Genomic DNA, 14553 nt, shown 5'->3' with positions numbered 1-14553 from the left:
TGCACCGAGTCCCCCAATTTGTTTGCCCAGTTCTTTGAGTTGTTTGTCAGTTTCTTTCTGTTGTTGGGCGTTTTCCTTCTGTTGTTGACTAACTTCCTTCAATAGTAGTTCAGTCTCCTTCTGTTGTTGACTAACTTCCTTAAGTTGTCGGTCAGTTTCCTTGAGTTGTCGGTCAGTTTCTTTTTGAGCGGTAGTTAATTCGGCTAAGAGTTGCCATACGTCTTCGGATGTAGTTGCCATAGATAATTTTTTCCTTCTGATCTGGTCTATTACTATTTTAGTCAATTGCGCCGATAATTCCTAATTTTTAAGCTTCAATGCTCTCTTTTTTGTCAAGTACATCTTATCCCATTTTAAGCGAATACTACCGTGCGATTAGCGTAAACCAAAACGCGATTTTGCAAGTGTAAACGTACCGCTCGCGCTAACACCACCCTTTCTAAATCCTTACCTTGACGAATTAAATCTCCTACGGTATCGCGATGGCTAACTCTGACCACATCCTGCTCGATAATCGGCCCCTGATCGAGATCGGCAGTGATATAATGGGCGGTAGCTCCAATAATTTTTACCCCTCGATCGTAGGCCCGTTGATAGGGATTGGCTCCCGCAAAAGCCGGTAAAAAAGAATGATGAATATTGATAATATTGGGGAAAAAGTTAATAAAATCTGGGGTGAGAACCTGCATATATTTAGCTAAAATCACTAAATCTATCTGGTATTGCCGCAGTAACTCTAATTGTCTGGCTTCCTGTTCAATCTTGGTTTCGGCGGTAACGGGAAGATGATAAAAATCAATACCAAATTGATTGGCAACTGAGTGTAATTCTGGATGATTGCTAATAATTAAAGGAATTTCTGCCCTAATTTCTCCCCCGTGTTGTCGCCATAATAAATCGAGGAGACAATGATCCTGTTTTGTCACCCAAATAGCTAGACGCGGGACAGTATCGGAAAAATGTAAGGACCAACTAGCCTGCAAAGGTTTGGCAATAGCGGCGAAAGCTGGTTCGATCATCCCACGGGGTAAATTAAACCCTTCTAATTGCCATTCTATCCGCATCAGAAACAATCCCGCCGAAAAATCCGTGTGTTGGTCAGCATGGATAATATTGCCGCCATTAGCGTAGATAAAATTAGCGATTTTCGCCACCAGACCAATCTGGTCGGGACAAGAAATTAACAAGGTTGCAGTGGCAGCAGTCATAAATTATCGGTGGCAAGAATTGACTTTTTCTACCCCTAATTTATTACAATTTTAGGCACTTCGTCCCTTTGATACACAAAAAAGATCGTTTGTCAATAGCGATCGCCGATTAAATTTCCGGTTAAACTGATAGGCTATTCCCTTGCTCAGAAGTGGCAAAATGCCGCTCGATTAGGGAGGGGACATCTTGGGGAGCTACCTGATTATAATGCTTTTTATCGGGCATAACCACCAGATTCGGCCCTTTTTTGCACTGTTTTAAACAGCCAGTTAATTTAATATTCACCGCTTCTCCCAGTCCTTTTTCCTCTAAACCACTCTCTAACCTTTGGCAGACTCTCGCACCGCCATTTTTCCAACAATCGGACTTCTGACAGATTAAGACGGTGGCTTTTTTAGCTTTTGCCGGGGCGACTTCTGGGGTTTTTTCGCCAGATAAATGCTCGATCCCTAGTACCCTCAGTTTTAATTTTCCCTTTTTTGAACAAAGACTACTTTCTCCCGTCACTTTTAGCCATGAGTGGAGAGCAATATTGAGAGGTATGTGGTCTCGCAGTGGTTTTTCGGGCTTAAACCAATATTCCCGTTTATCAACACTGATTCTCAGGTATTTTACCTTATATCCGTCCTTGAGGACAAAACCGAGGAATTGACCGACCACTTGAAAGGGAACCATGGTAGTTACAGATTTTGACATACTTTCTCACTTTTTACTCTCAGATTGCTAATTTTTCTCAAGGATTATACCCGCCAACAGGTTTCCAGCCAAGGGATTAAACAGCCTTGGGAAGCCTCTACCCATCGCAGGACAATCCACAGCTGTAAAAGTTGATCCTGTCCCTCGATGCGAACTGGCAAAAGCTGATGGAGCGAGCATTTACATTCAATGTCTAGGGTCTGGAGCCAGTGGTAGACCTGCCAGGGATCCCAAGCACTAATATTGAAGATTTTCTCACCTTCCGATGGCCATTTGTCTATACCCATGGGGCTTTTAATTGAGAACTATTAGCAATATAACTCTAGGCTGCTGTTCTCAGTATAACCGACAACTGCAAATAATTGTCAATAACCCGAAGAAAAAAAAGTTACCCGGCAGCGGCGATCAGCTAAAATCTTGCTTGTCCGCTTTGCCGATCCCGGAATCCCTACCGCCTAGAATTGTCAAAGAGATAAAAATGGAGATAACAAGATTTATTAACGAAAATTATGGATAAAAAAGCTCAAAAAACCGATAATTCAGCAATTCTCTATTTTGATGGTGGTTCTCGCGGCAATCCGGGGAGCGCAGCCGGTGCAGCGGTAATAGTTTTAGCCGAGGGTAATTCCTTGACAACGACTAGATATATGGAGAGAGCCACTAATAACGAGGCTGAATACACGGGATTGATTATTGGATTGGAAAAAGCCCAAGAATTAGGCTTAAAAAGCCTAGAAATTCGCGGAGATAGTCAATTAGTCATTAATCAAGTTAAGGGAGACTGGAAGGTAAAAAGCGATAGTTTACGTCCCTTTTATCAGCGTACTTGTCAATTAGTCGCCCAATTCGATCGCATTAGCTGGCGCTGGATTGAACGAGCTAAAAATAGTTTGGCTGACGCTGCTGCCAATCATTGTATGGACGAGGCGAAAAAATCGCCAGAAAAACCGAAGGAAGGTGAAACTAATCTCGATATTCTGCTCCAATCCCTGAAACCAATCCTAAATACCGAAGAATTCGTTTTTTCTTCCCTAACAGCAACAGAACTAGAACAGCTACAATTAACCCCTATCTGCCAATTTCAGGAAGAGGAAGGCCTAACGGTGATTATTCCCCGTCAGCAAGCTGATCGCACAAGCTTGCAGTACAAATATATTTATAGACAAATTACTCTTTCTGTGCATTCTAGTTTAGCGGCGGTGGGATTTTTAGCGGTGATTAGCGAGAAACTGGCCGCAGCAGCAATTAGCGTCAATGTCATTTCTGGTTATTATCACGATCATTTATTTATCCCTAGGGATAGGGTGACGGAAGCGATGGCTATTCTCGAAGAAATTAGCCGCTCATAACAGTTATCAGTTATCAGTTATCAGTTAGCAGTTAGCAGATGTGAGTTTTCAATTCACTCATTACTGTTTACTGTTCACTGAAAAAACAGGATTTATGATTATTTGCTCTCCTCCGAGGAATTTTTCACCGTTTCTTCTAGGAAAACTACCGGTTCTTTTTCCCGCTGCTGGGAGCGGATGATATCAATGGTACTTTTCAGCACACTAGCGATGGGAACTGCTATCAATAAACCGAGAATTCCTGCCACTTTGCCCCCGATAAAAAGAGATAGAATAATCCAGACGGGATTAAGTCCGATCATACCTCCCATTAACCGAGGGGCGATGACATTATCATTAATTTGACCGACAATAATAGTCAGGGTCAAAACCTTTAATCCTAGCCAAAAATCTTGAAACATCAGTAGGGTACTAATGCCAATAATGGTGAAGGCACTGGCAAAAGGAATTAATGTAGTTAGACCGATCGCCACCCCGAATAATAGGGCATAATCAACCTTGAGAACCACAAAAACAAAAATTTGAGCAAGGCTGAGAATTCCCGCTAAAATGGTTTGACCGGCAAAATAGGTTTCAAAAGTTTGACGAATAATCGTTCTTAATTTGAAATTCCAGGGAGAGGGAATCCAACTTAAAATTCCCTCCCAAATTTGTTCGCCATAGAGAACCAGAAAGACGGTGAGAACTAGAACAAAGAGAATGTTTAGGATACTGTTGATAGTTCCCAGCACAAAGCTTAGTAATTGAGTGCTAAGAGTTTGTAAAACATTGGTTAGTCGTTCCGATAACTGGGTGATTGATTGCTCGATATAAATCGCATATTTCTGAGTTTTATCCCACTTTTCTAAATTTTGTATCTGTTCGGTTCCCGACTCGATCCACTGGGGCAAACTATTGATTAAACTGCTTAATTGTTCGACAATCTGGGGAATTAAAATTAAACCTAAAACAATCAAAATTAATAGGGCAATTAAAAAGACAATAGCGATCGAACCACTGCGATTAACCCCGCGTCTTTGCAGCAGTTTGATGGGAACATCTAAGACAAAAGCTAGTAAACTAGCAGTGACAAAAATACTGACTAAGGGTTCTAGGTAGCTAAATAATTGGAATAATAACCAACCATTGAGAAATAAGAGCGGAAAAACTAGACTTAGCCGCAACCAACGAGGTAGTTGCTTAAAAAGCTCTATCATATAACTAATTTTGTCCTGAGAGAGTATCGAGGTAAAAAGAGACTTTTCTAACCAGAAATCCTCTTTCAATCTAGCATCTCCTCGTTACTTTTTTGGTTCCAGTAACCCTGAAACTCTTATCCTAACTGTATGGAGCTAAGCGGATTCGAACCGCTGACCCCCTCAATGCCATTGAGGTGCTCTACCAACTGAGCTATAACCCCGCGAAGACCATTTTTGAATATAGCTTAAATAGAATCATTTTGTCAAGGGGTGACGAGAAAAAAATTTGTCAATCAAAAGGCGATCGCTCATTGACAATGGTGAAAAAATTGCCCCCATTTAGACAGGAGCCGAAATTTGGGTTAAATAGGTTAAACAGTGACCCATGAGGAAATAAACTACTAACATAGCCACTGCCGCTGCTGCCACTAAGGTTCCCGCCAGCATCAAGGAAAACTCTTGCTTGTCGAACGCTTGCTGCATCAGATGCAATGACCAAGCCACAAGACCGAGGTCAAAGATGAGAATCGGAACTAACATATTTTAAATTTTGTTAACTTTCCTCTATTCTAATACATAATTTTCCCTGGGGATAATCGGACTGAAGTTAAAAACAGGGATTTTTGCCGGTTGCTCGATCGCGGCTGGCAGCCGTCAGCCATTAGCTTTCAGTAATAGCTGTAAACCTTGCTCTTCTTGGGTTTCAGTCCGAAGAAATCGGCAGCAACTAATAACATTAACCGACTCAATCACGAGATTAAGTTCTGCTAATCTTGCCCTCATTTTCCCTGGCTAACGCACGGGTACTTGTTGATTGTGCAGATAATTTTTGACCTCAGCGATGGTTAATTGACCATAATGGAGCAAAGAAGCCAATAAAGCAGCTTCTGCCCGCCCTTCCGTCAATGCTTCGTAAATATGCTGACAATTACCCGCTCCTCCCGAAGCAATCACAGGAATCTCCACCCTTTCAGCGATCGCTTTTGTCAATTCCAGATCATAACCCGCTTGCGTGCCGTCGGCATCCATACTGGTAACTAACAACTCACCTGCCCCGCGTTTTTCCACTTCTTGGGCCCATAATAAAGCATCAATACCCGTATTTTCGCGTCCACCCCGAACATAAACCTCCCAACCGGGGTTATGCACATCCTTACGTCGTCTAGCATCGATCGCCACCACAATGCACTGTTTCCCAAAGCGATCGCTGGCTCGATCGAGCAATTCCGGCTCGCGCACGGCAGCCGAGTTAATGCTGACTTTATCGGCCCCGGCTCTTAACAAATTTTTAATATTTTCTAAGGATTGGATGCCCCCACCCACTGTCAGAGGAATAAAAACCTGTTCCGCCGTGCGATAGACTACATCAATAATCGTGTCGCGATCTTCATGGGTAGCAGTAATATCAAGAAAAACCAACTCATCAGCCCCTGCCTGATTATACAAGCGGGCCAACTCCACGGGGTCGCCAGCATCCTGAAGATTGACAAAATTAACCCCTTTAACTACCCGACCTTTATTGACATCCAAACAAGGCAAAATCCGCTTCGCTAACATATCCTAGACTCTTGATTGTAACAATGGCCATCAAACGATCGCATAATTCCACCCCGGCTGCCGAGGAAAATCTGCTCACTCCCAATCCCACTATAGAAGAAACGGAAAAAGCAGAAGCGCAGATTCGTCCGCAATCCCTAGAGGATTATATCGGTCAACAGGACTTAAAGGCTAATCTAAAAGTCACCATCGCCGCGGCCAAAGCTAGACAAGAAGCGATCGATCATTTGCTCTTCTACGGACCGCCGGGGTTAGGAAAAACCACCATGGCTTTAATTTTAGCGGCTGAGATGGGAGTAAATTGCCGCATTACTGCCGCCCCCGCTTTAGAGCGTCCCCGGGACATTACCGGCATCCTGATCAATCTTCAACCCCGGGATATTCTTTTTATCGACGAAATTCATCGACTGAATCGGGTAACGGAGGAGTTATTATACCCAGCGATGGAGGATTATCGCCTAGATGTGACGATTGGCAAGGGTCAAGCGGCAAAAATTCGCAGTATTTCCTTACCTCCCTTTACTTTAATCGGTGCTACTACCAAAGTTGGCTCTTTAACTTCGCCTTTGCGCGACCGTTTTGGCATGATTCAACGTCTGCGTTTCTATACAGTTGAGGAATTAACCACAATTATTCTCCGAAGTGCCACTATTTTTAATATTCCCATGACTGAAGCGGGTGCGATCGAAATTGCCCGTCGCGGTCGGGGAACTCCACGCATTGCCAATCGTTTATTAAAACGGGTGCGCGACTATGTGCAGGTGAAGGGAGAAACTATGATTACCCCCCAGTTAGCCGCTGAGGGATTAAATCAATTAAATGTGGATTCTATGGGTTTAGATTGGACCGATCGATTAGTATTAAAGACGATGATCGAACAGTTTCAAGGCAGACCCGTGGGATTGGAAGCGGTAGCGGCAGCCACGGGAGAAGATGCCAAGACGATCGAGGAGGTGTATGAGCCTTATTTATTACAAATAGGTTATCTTAATCGTACTGCCCGGGGTCGCGTGGTGACGGCAGCCGCCTACGAACATTTAGGTTTACTGGCGAAATTGCCGAAAAAGAATGATCGGAGTTTACCTTTGTTTGAGTTATAGTTTTCTAGATATTACAGCGTTTTAGCTCACTTGTGTCCTTTGAAATCCGGCTCTTCGGCAAGGTTTAATCTATACTTCACCTTTACGATAAAGGCTGTAGGAATAATCTGGTCGCTTCCGTCCCTTCTCAGTTAAGTAGTCGTGCAAAATTAATTTCCTAGTGAAGATAGGCAAGGGGCAAGGGGCAAGAGGCAAGAGGTGGTTAGATATGTGTAATTAATTTTGCTTAGGTACTTAACAATTCTTATTGCGCTGACTAATTACAGCGTTTTAGCTCACTTGTGTCTTTAAATACTGCCTTGACTGCTTGAAATCACACAAGCCCTTGTGTAAAGACAGTATGATCAAGATCGTAGTAAGTTACATTGTTGTCATTGCTTGCCGCTTCTAATCCAGACTGTATTGGGATTGGTCAAAGCTATGCAATAGTGAGCTTTTATAGTCAATAATTTTTTAAGTCTGTTAACGCCCTATGTCTGTCCCAAATAAAGAAAATCTTAAACTGGAAACTCTTACCCTGTTTCAAAAATACCAAAAAACAGGGGATAATAAGTTACGGGATCAAATTATACGGTTAAACCTAGGATTAGTCAGAAGGGAAGCTCATCATTGGGTCAATCAATGCCATGAAAACTACGAAGATTTAGTGCAGGTTGGCTGTATGGGACTAATTCGGGCGATCAAGCGTTTTGACAGCAGCAAAGGTCATGCTTTTAGTTCCTTCGCTATTCCCTATATTCGCGGCGAAATTCAACACTATCTGCGCGATAAGGGTTACACGGTTCGGATTCCTCGCCGTTGGTTAGATTTAGGCAGACAAGCGACAAATATGCGTCGGGATTTCCAAACTATCCACAATCGTCAACCCAATGATACAGAAATCTCCCTCGCTTTAAATATTTCGCTCGAAGAATGGCAAGAGGTAAAACTGGCTTTCCAAAACCGTGAACCCCTCAGTCTCGATGCGACGGTTAATAACGATGAAGATAATAATACTTGTTTAAAAGACCTCATTCCCGATCCCGGTTATCGCAGCTTTCAACTTTGTCAAGAGGATCGCATTCGTTTACAACAAGCACTGGCTCAATTAGAAGACAAAACCCGTCATATTCTCGAATTTGTCTTCCTGAAGGATCTTACTCAACGGGAAACCGCCGAACAATTAGGCATTAGTGTTGTTACCGTCTCCCGTCGGGTGAAAAAGGGTTTAGAAATGCTCAAGGAAACTATGGTCCAAGAGGCATTTTAGCCCAATTATTCGGTTATCATAGCAAGTCCGTTATTAACTCCCAATTCAACTTTAAAAACTCAGTTATGGATTTTTTTCCCTGCTCCGATGCTCCCCGCTTATCTTAGCTCCAATAGCAAGTAATTCAAAACCCCAGCTAAATATTCATACTGCTCGATCGAATTATAGTAGTGAGCAGAAATTCTCACAATTAATGATGCTTCTCCCCAGGGAATTATCGGCAATTCGATCTGATATTTTTCCCACAGTTGTCTAGATAAATCTTCTGCTGCCCAAGCATAACTAGGAATTAGAATTGAAGACATCGATCCGATCATTGATTCTGGACAGGGATAATTGACCTCTAAGGCACGACAAAGTAAATTTCTGGCTTTTAAAACCAAATTATGATTCCTCGCCATCAGACCTAGTAAACCATCAATAGAGAGAGAATTTAAAAACTCGATCGCTTTTGGCACTGATAAATAAGCGGTGGGATCATCGGTTCCCATCCAAGCAAATTCTAACTGAAAACGGGAGCGATCTTGTCGAGGGGAATTCGCTCCATGGCTAATAGTTAAAGGTCGAATTATTGCCTGTTTATCCCTGCGCACATAGAGAAAAGCAGCCCCCTTGGCACTACATAACCACTTATGACAATTAGCAGTATAATAGGTGGGATTAATTGCCCCGATATTAAGGGGTAAAAAACCTAAAGCATGAGCGCCATCGATGAGAGTATCAATACCCTGATTATTTAATTCTTGCACAATTTCTGCGATTGGCCAAATTAAGGCCGTGGGACTGGTGACATGATCTAAAACTACTAATTTTGTCCGGGGAGAAACTGATGCTAAAATCGCTTGACTAATTTCTAAAGGAGACTGCACAGGAAAGGGAATTTTAGCGATAATTACCTTTAAACCCCATCTTTTAGCTATATGTTTAACTGCATTAGCACAAGCATTATAGGTTTGATCGGTGATCAGAATTTCCTCATTTTCCTGAAAAGTTAAGGAATTTAACACCGCATTCACTGCTGTGGTTGCATTGGGAACAAAGACTAAATCATCGCTATTTACACTGACTAAATCCGCTAATTTTTGCCTAGCAATATCTAATAAACCCTCTAATTCTCTCCCCAAAAATGCTAAAGGTTGCCTTTCCATTCGTTCCCGCAATTGTTGCTGATAATCCAAGACTATTCTAGGGGTTGCACCATAGGAACCATGGTTGAGAAAATAAATATTATCGGGAATTAACCAAGAATTTTTAGACATATTGAATTAATTTGATTTTATTCAAAACTAGAAAAAATAGCTGAAAAATTGCCTATTGTATTCAGAGACTGAATAGCTAGTATATTTATGATATAACCACCCATTTTAGATTAATCTCCGATGGGTTGAAAACGTTCGTATTCATCTTCGGGAGATTGATATTTTCCCGTTTTCACTTTCTGTTGGATTAGATGCTCTTGTTGTGGGGTAAGATGTACGTTCATAGGTATTATGACCATCTACTGAGAAAATCAACTTTATCTTAATTTTAAGCTAAATATCGACAAAAAAAGCTCTCCAGGAAAAAGGAGAGGGGAGAGAACGAGTTAGAAAAAATTATTAATGTAACCATCCTTTCAGACGACGCGCGACTTGAGGACGACGTAATTTTCGCATCGCTTTAGTTTGAATTTGACGTACTCGTTCGCGAGATAAATTGAACATTCCCCCCACTTCCTCTAGGGTATAGGGTTGACTGGTAGCTAAACCATAACGGAGAGAGATAACATCTTTTTCCCGTTCGGTGAGAACATCACTTAAAACTGCGAAAATTTCCTGACGCATCATCATCTCATTCATTTTATCTTCGGGAAGTTGTAGATCATCATCTTCCAACAGATCCACTAATTCCGTATCTTCTCCCTTCCCTACACGATGATTTAAAGAGAGAGATTGACGACGCAATTGTAATAATTGCCGCAATTGTTCGGGAGTCATTTCCAACGCTTCCGCGAGTTCCCGTTCATTGGGATTGCGTTGTAAATCTTGCTTGAGAATGCGCTGCGCTTTTTTGAGTTTATTGAGTTTTTCGACAATGTGAATCGGTAAACGAATTGTACGCGCATCGTTAGCAATGGTGCGGGTGATTGCTTGTCGAATCCACCAATAAGCATAGGTAGAGAATTTATAACCTTTATTGGGATCGAATTTTTCGGCCGCACGGTTGAGTCCGATCGCACCTTCTTGAATTAAATCTAAGAAAGGAACCCCGCGATTTAAATAGCGTTTAGCGATAGAAACCACCAAGCGCAAATTAGAACGAATCATTTTCCGTTTAGCTGTTCTTCCCCGATAAAGACGGTTTTCCAGTTGACGTTCATTATCTAATTGTAAAGCGATCGCCCATTCCGTTTTTGTCGGGGGACGATGTAAATTTTCCTGTAGTTTTTGGCGCACTTCTTCCGCTTCCATCAGAAACTTAACCGAGTAGGCTAATTCAATTTCTTCTTCCGCATTAAGCAGGGGATAACGGGCCATTTCTTTAAAAAATGCTCCAACAGTATCTTCATTGCTGCCTTTATCGTATCCAGTTCCACTACCCCCACGAGTGGTTTTTAGGGTTTCCGGTAAAGGTTCAGTCAGATCTTCGTCAGTTCTTTCAGCAAAATCCACGCTGTCTAGTTCTAAAGGATTTGTCTCCAGGGCAATGATTTGATTAAAATTATCATCAGAGGCTAGTTTAGAGATTTTCATAAGCAGTTATGGATGGAGTGGGGTTATAATAGCGGGGAAAAACTCGGTTTCTCCCAATGGGCTGATTGTTACATTGAATTTTCGGGGAGCAGATTTTTTAAACGTTTTCTTAATTAATGGCGGCAATTTCTGGGATATAATTGCGCGATTCTGTGTCGATGGTTACAAATCGCCGAACCAGACAATAAGATTTTCTGGTGAATGGGAGGAACTTTTTGTGTTTCTACTCATACACTCTAACTAAGGTTTTTGGTATTTGACTAGGTAAAGATCACGCTTCTTAACAATCAAGATAGCAGTCAGCTTTTTATGACTATTCTTCGCTTTTTTTATTGAGAACTATTCTCAAGTTTTGACTAACTATGCTTTGATTCAATAGCTAATAGTCAATAATTATCATTTGGAAAGATTTCACGGGCTAAAAATCAAAATTTGCGGGCAAAAAAGCAATATTTAAAGTGTTTTTAGACAAAATTAGCTATTTTTATTCCCCTCAAGCTTTAAACTATAATTTAAATACCCTATTCTCCCCCCCCCCGCAACGCGAGTGATCTCCCCACTTCCCACTCCCCACTTCCCACTCCCCACTTCCCACTTCCCACTGATAACTGATAACTGATAACCATGCTCGATCGCTGTGCTACTCTAACTGTAGCGGAACCTCGCACACCTTACCAATTAACCACAACTGGACAACCGTGGTTAGAGGTTTTGGTCGATCGCCCTTATCCTAGAGATAGTCAAGAGGATCAGCAAATATTAACCTATAGTATCCCTCCCGATTTAACGGTAGAAATTGGCGATATTTTAAGCGTTCCCTTCGGTTCTCAGGTAATTGGGGGAATTGCTCTTAGATTTCTCGAAAATTTGCCCGCAGGACTAGAAGAAAATCAAATTCGTCCCGTGGAAGATGTGATTACTAAGGGCTTTTTCCCCGATAATTATTGGCAGTTATTGACTAAAATCGCCCAATACTACGCAACGGATTTAATCACCGTTGTTCGCGTCGCTTTACCTACGGGTTTACTGCGAAGTTCCCAACGTCGCATCAGATTAAAACCAGAAGCGATTCCCCCCGGTGCGGAAGTTTTTTGTACTCCCCTCTCCCGTCAGATTTTATCCCTGCTCAAAAATCAAAAAGAAGGCGATTATTCGGCGAAATACCTGCAAGAAAAGGTAAAAAATGCCAATTACGGTATCCGAGACTTAGTTAAGCGCGGTTGGGTAGAAAGCTATCTAGAAGCGCCCAAAAATCCTAATATTAAGCTAAAAAAAGCCATTACCCTGCTAATAACCGACTTTCCTGCTGATTTAACCGAAAATCAGCGCAAAATTGTCGAAATCTTGCGCCACCAGGGAGGAGAAATGTGGCTGCCAGAATTGGCACAACTCGCGGGGACAAAACATTTTAAACCGCTGATTGACAAGGGTTATGTGGTGATTGAGGATCGGGAATTTCTGCGCTTATCCTCGGCGATTATGAGCAGGGATCAACCAAAAACACTCACTTCTAGTCAAAAACAAGCCCTAGAAGCCATTCAAACCCTGAAAGGTGGTGAAAGCGTCCTCTTACACGGAGTTACAGGATCGGGTAAAACAGAAGTTTATCTACAGGCGATCGCACCTGTCCTGGCAGCGGGTAAATCTGCCTTGGTTTTAGTCCCCGAAATTGGATTAACACCGCAACTAACCGATCGCTTTGTGGCCCGTTTTGGCGATCGAGTCTATGTTTATCATAGCGCCCTCTCGGAAGGGGAAAGATACGATACATGGCGACAGATGTTGACAGGAACCCCGCAAGTCATTATCGGGACGCGATCGGCGATTTTTGCCCCTTTACCCCACCTAGGCATGATTATCCTCGATGAAGAACACGATAGCAGCTTTAAACAAACCCAATTACTCCCCACCTATCACGCGCGTACCGTGGCTAAATGGCGCGCTCAATTAAACCATTGTCGCGTAATTTTAGGCTCGGCCACACCATCCCTAGAAACATGGCTAGAATCCCAAGTTAATCCCAGTCTTTACCTATCTTTGCCCGATCGCATCCAAAATCGCCCCTTACCGCGGGTGGAAATCGTCGATATGCGAAGGGAATTGCAACGAGGCAATCGTTCCCTGTTTAGTCAATCCCTGCGTTCATCTCTGGAAACCCTGCGCGACAAGGGAGAACAGGCAATTTTATTCGTCAGTCGCCGCGGACATAGTACCTTTGTATCTTGCCGAAGTTGCGGTTATGTGCTAGAGTGTCCCCACTGTGATGTCTCCCTCTCCTATCACCACACCGAACCGGGAGCGCAAGAATTACTACGCTGTCACTACTGTAACTATGGTCGCATTCATCCAAAACAATGTCCTGAATGCGGTTCTCCCTATCTGAAATTTTTCGGCACTGGCACTCAGCGAGTCACCCAAGAATTAACCAAAGAATTTCCCGATTTGCGCTGCTTGCGTTTTGATAGTGATACCACCCGCAACAAAAATGCTCCCCGGGAACTATTAAAACTATTTACTGATGGTGAATTCGATGTCCTAGTTGGAACCCAAATGCTCACCAAAGGATTAGATATCGAGCGAGTTACTTTAGTGGGAATTATGGCTGCCGATGGTTTACTTTATCACTCTGATTATCGCGCCTCCGAACGCGCTTTTCAAACCCTAACTCAAGTAGCAGGGAGAGCAGGAAGGGGAGAAAGAGAAGGAAAGGTAATTATCCAAACCTATACCCCTGAACATCCTGTGATTAGAGCAGTACAAACCCACGATTATGAGGGTTTTGTCGAGACGGAATTAATGCAGAGAGAGAGCTTAAATTATCCTCCCTACGGCAGTTTAGTCTTAATTCGCTTTAGTGGTTTAGATGGGGAAGCAGTGCAGAAAAGTGCCGAAAATGTTGCGGAGGAATGTGTTAATAATTTGGGTTCCGATTGGGATATTTTGGGACCTGCACCCGCAACAATTATGCGCGTGGCTAACCGTTATCGCTGGCAAATTCTGTTAAAATTATCGGGAGAAAAGGCTGATATCGGTGATCTTTTTCGTCCTTTGAAAAGCTTAGTTTTACCCAAGGTAAGTATGGCGATCGATGTGGACCCCTTGACGATAGAATAATCAAGGATGGATAATGCGCTCGCTATTGTTCACGGATGCAACCAGTTATCTAAATCTGTCAAAGTGTTAAAGTCTAATAAAGCGAGTCCTAAGTCTTCTAACCGCTCCACAGGAAGGTTACGGATGGTTTCTTCTAGATTCTGGGGTATTTCACCGAAACGTCGCTGAAGTTGACGGAGGACTAACTTTGCTTCTCCTCTTTGTTCACCTTGCTGAACCGCTTGTTCCCTATCCTGTTGGTAAAGTGGAGCTAAACGCATAATAAATTCCCTATCCTCCTGTGTTTTTTTCGATAACGCTTCTAAATTTCTACTCAAATTATACAATAAGTTTAAGGAAGCCGATTTTAGGGGATTATTCGGTGATAAT

At 42.6% G+C, this 14553-nt stretch carries 15 protein-coding genes, 1 tRNA gene and 1 pseudogene; 5 read left to right on the top strand and 12 right to left on the bottom strand.

What is annotated here, in order from left to right; translation table 11 throughout:
* The 4 genes and pseudogenes from IM450_RS02960 to IM450_RS02945 all read right to left on the bottom strand — a co-directional run.
* Window positions 1–240, bottom strand: a pseudogene (locus IM450_RS02960) (DUF3782 domain-containing protein); the annotation flags it as partial.
* Between the two features lie 113 nt (window positions 241–353).
* Window positions 354–1208, bottom strand: coding sequence for a formyltetrahydrofolate deformylase (gene purU / locus IM450_RS02955; RefSeq protein ID WP_002800452.1), 855 nt, complete (start codon window positions 1206–1208; stop codon window positions 354–356).
* 121 nt (window positions 1209–1329) lie between these two features.
* Window positions 1330–1905, bottom strand: coding sequence for a (2Fe-2S) ferredoxin domain-containing protein (locus IM450_RS02950; protein WP_002800454.1), 576 nt, complete (start codon window positions 1903–1905; stop codon window positions 1330–1332).
* A 44-nt stretch (window positions 1906–1949) separates the two neighbouring features.
* On the bottom strand, window positions 1950–2192 hold the full coding sequence (locus tag IM450_RS02945) for an Asr1405/Asl0597 family protein (protein WP_002800455.1): 243 nt from the start codon (window positions 2190–2192) through the stop codon (window positions 1950–1952).
* A gap of 11 nt (window positions 2193–2203) precedes the next feature.
* On the opposite strand from IM450_RS02945, the gene IM450_RS02940 reads away from it, so the two are divergent.
* Both IM450_RS02940 and IM450_RS02935 read left to right on the top strand, forming a co-directional pair.
* Window positions 2204–2422, top strand: coding sequence for a hypothetical protein (locus IM450_RS02940; RefSeq protein WP_157404720.1), 219 nt, complete (start codon window positions 2204–2206; stop codon window positions 2420–2422).
* Complete coding sequence (locus IM450_RS02935; RefSeq protein ID WP_287669073.1) at window positions 2415–3254, top strand: ACT domain-containing protein; 840 nt, start codon at window positions 2415–2417, stop codon at window positions 3252–3254. Before IM450_RS02940 ends, IM450_RS02935 begins: the two co-directional genes overlap by 8 nt.
* A gap of 98 nt (window positions 3255–3352) precedes the next feature.
* Here IM450_RS02935 and IM450_RS02930 read toward each other — a convergent pair whose 3' ends face one another.
* The 4 genes from IM450_RS02930 to hisF all read right to left on the bottom strand — a co-directional run bounded on the left by IM450_RS02930 (window position 3353) and on the right by hisF (window position 5989).
* Window positions 3353–4450: an AI-2E family transporter gene (locus tag IM450_RS02930; RefSeq protein ID WP_287669081.1), complete on the bottom strand. Its 1098-nt coding sequence runs from the start codon at window positions 4448–4450 to the stop codon at window positions 3353–3355.
* 130 nt (window positions 4451–4580) lie between these two features.
* Window positions 4581–4653 (bottom strand) — tRNA-Ala (locus IM450_RS02925).
* A 118-nt stretch (window positions 4654–4771) separates the two neighbouring features.
* Complete coding sequence (locus IM450_RS02920) at window positions 4772–4972, bottom strand: hypothetical protein (RefSeq protein ID WP_002780857.1); 201 nt, start codon at window positions 4970–4972, stop codon at window positions 4772–4774.
* 252 nt (window positions 4973–5224) lie between these two features.
* Entirely contained in the window at window positions 5225–5989 is a 765-nt protein-coding gene (hisF, locus tag IM450_RS02915; protein WP_002800458.1) for an imidazole glycerol phosphate synthase subunit HisF, read from the bottom strand.
* A 23-nt stretch (window positions 5990–6012) separates the two neighbouring features.
* On the opposite strand from hisF, the gene ruvB reads away from it, so the two are divergent.
* Together ruvB and IM450_RS02905 are read left to right on the top strand one after the other, a co-directional pair.
* Window positions 6013–7089 (top strand): Holliday junction branch migration DNA helicase RuvB, encoded by a 1077-nt coding sequence (ruvB, locus tag IM450_RS02910; protein WP_287669069.1) that lies wholly within the window; start codon window positions 6013–6015, stop codon window positions 7087–7089.
* Window positions 7090–7561: 472 nt separating this feature from the next.
* On the top strand, window positions 7562–8338 hold the full coding sequence (locus IM450_RS02905) for an RNA polymerase sigma factor SigF (RefSeq protein ID WP_002800460.1): 777 nt from the start codon (window positions 7562–7564) through the stop codon (window positions 8336–8338).
* A gap of 98 nt (window positions 8339–8436) precedes the next feature.
* On the opposite strand, the gene IM450_RS02900 is transcribed toward IM450_RS02905, so the two are convergent.
* The 3 genes from IM450_RS02900 to IM450_RS02895 all read right to left on the bottom strand — a co-directional run bounded on the left by IM450_RS02900 (window position 8437) and on the right by IM450_RS02895 (window position 11070).
* A complete protein-coding gene (locus tag IM450_RS02900; RefSeq protein WP_287669066.1) occupies window positions 8437–9597 on the bottom strand; it encodes an aminotransferase class V-fold PLP-dependent enzyme in 1161 nt (386 codons plus the stop codon).
* Window positions 9598–9707: 110 nt separating this feature from the next.
* Window positions 9708–9821 (bottom strand): ribbon-helix-helix domain-containing protein, encoded by a 114-nt coding sequence (locus IM450_RS22650; RefSeq protein ID WP_367401692.1) that lies wholly within the window; start codon window positions 9819–9821, stop codon window positions 9708–9710.
* Between the two features lie 115 nt (window positions 9822–9936).
* Window positions 9937–11070: an RNA polymerase sigma factor, RpoD/SigA family gene (locus tag IM450_RS02895; RefSeq protein WP_002800464.1), complete on the bottom strand. Its 1134-nt coding sequence runs from the start codon at window positions 11068–11070 to the stop codon at window positions 9937–9939.
* Between the two features lie 624 nt (window positions 11071–11694).
* Between IM450_RS02895 and priA the strand changes: the two genes are divergently transcribed.
* Window positions 11695–14184 carry a primosomal protein N' gene (gene priA / locus IM450_RS02890; protein WP_287669063.1) on the top strand — a complete coding sequence of 830 codons (2490 nt, stop codon included), beginning with the start codon at window positions 11695–11697 and terminating at the stop codon, window positions 14182–14184.
* 29 nt (window positions 14185–14213) lie between these two features.
* Here priA and IM450_RS02885 read toward each other — a convergent pair.
* Window positions 14214–14553 (bottom strand): DUF4351 domain-containing protein (locus IM450_RS02885; protein WP_287669061.1); only part of this gene is annotated, 340 nt, incomplete at its 5' end.

The sequence above is a fragment of the Microcystis sp. M083S1 genome (assembly GCF_020246405.1).
Lineage (GTDB): Bacteria > Cyanobacteriota > Cyanobacteriia > Cyanobacteriales > Microcystaceae > Microcystis > Microcystis aeruginosa_C.
Note: the sequence above shows the minus strand (reverse complement) of the source record. Positions and strands in the feature narration are given on the sequence as shown.

Coding starts and splice junctions, on each gene's coding strand:
- purU (WP_002800452.1), bottom strand. CDS start 1,208: ATGACTGCTGCCACTGCAACCTTGTTAATTTCTTGTCCCGACCAGATT.
- IM450_RS02950 (WP_002800454.1), bottom strand. CDS start 1,905: ATGTCAAAATCTGTAACTACCATGGTTCCCTTTCAAGTGGTCGGTCAA.
- IM450_RS02945 (WP_002800455.1), bottom strand. CDS start 2,192: ATGGGTATAGACAAATGGCCATCGGAAGGTGAGAAAATCTTCAATATT.
- IM450_RS02935 (WP_287669073.1), top strand. CDS start 2,415: ATGGATAAAAAAGCTCAAAAAACCGATAATTCAGCAATTCTCTATTTT.
- IM450_RS02930 (WP_287669081.1), bottom strand. CDS start 4,450: ATGATAGAGCTTTTTAAGCAACTACCTCGTTGGTTGCGGCTAAGTCTA.
- IM450_RS02920 (WP_002780857.1), bottom strand. CDS start 4,972: ATGTTAGTTCCGATTCTCATCTTTGACCTCGGTCTTGTGGCTTGGTCA.
- hisF (WP_002800458.1), bottom strand. CDS start 5,989: ATGTTAGCGAAGCGGATTTTGCCTTGTTTGGATGTCAATAAAGGTCGG.
- ruvB (WP_287669069.1), top strand. CDS start 6,013: ATGGCCATCAAACGATCGCATAATTCCACCCCGGCTGCCGAGGAAAAT.
- IM450_RS02905 (WP_002800460.1), top strand. CDS start 7,562: ATGTCTGTCCCAAATAAAGAAAATCTTAAACTGGAAACTCTTACCCTG.
- IM450_RS02900 (WP_287669066.1), bottom strand. CDS start 9,597: ATGTCTAAAAATTCTTGGTTAATTCCCGATAATATTTATTTTCTCAAC.
- IM450_RS22650 (WP_367401692.1), bottom strand. CDS start 9,821: ATGAACGTACATCTTACCCCACAACAAGAGCATCTAATCCAACAGAAA.
- IM450_RS02895 (WP_002800464.1), bottom strand. CDS start 11,070: ATGAAAATCTCTAAACTAGCCTCTGATGATAATTTTAATCAAATCATT.
- priA (WP_287669063.1), top strand. CDS start 11,695: ATGCTCGATCGCTGTGCTACTCTAACTGTAGCGGAACCTCGCACACCT.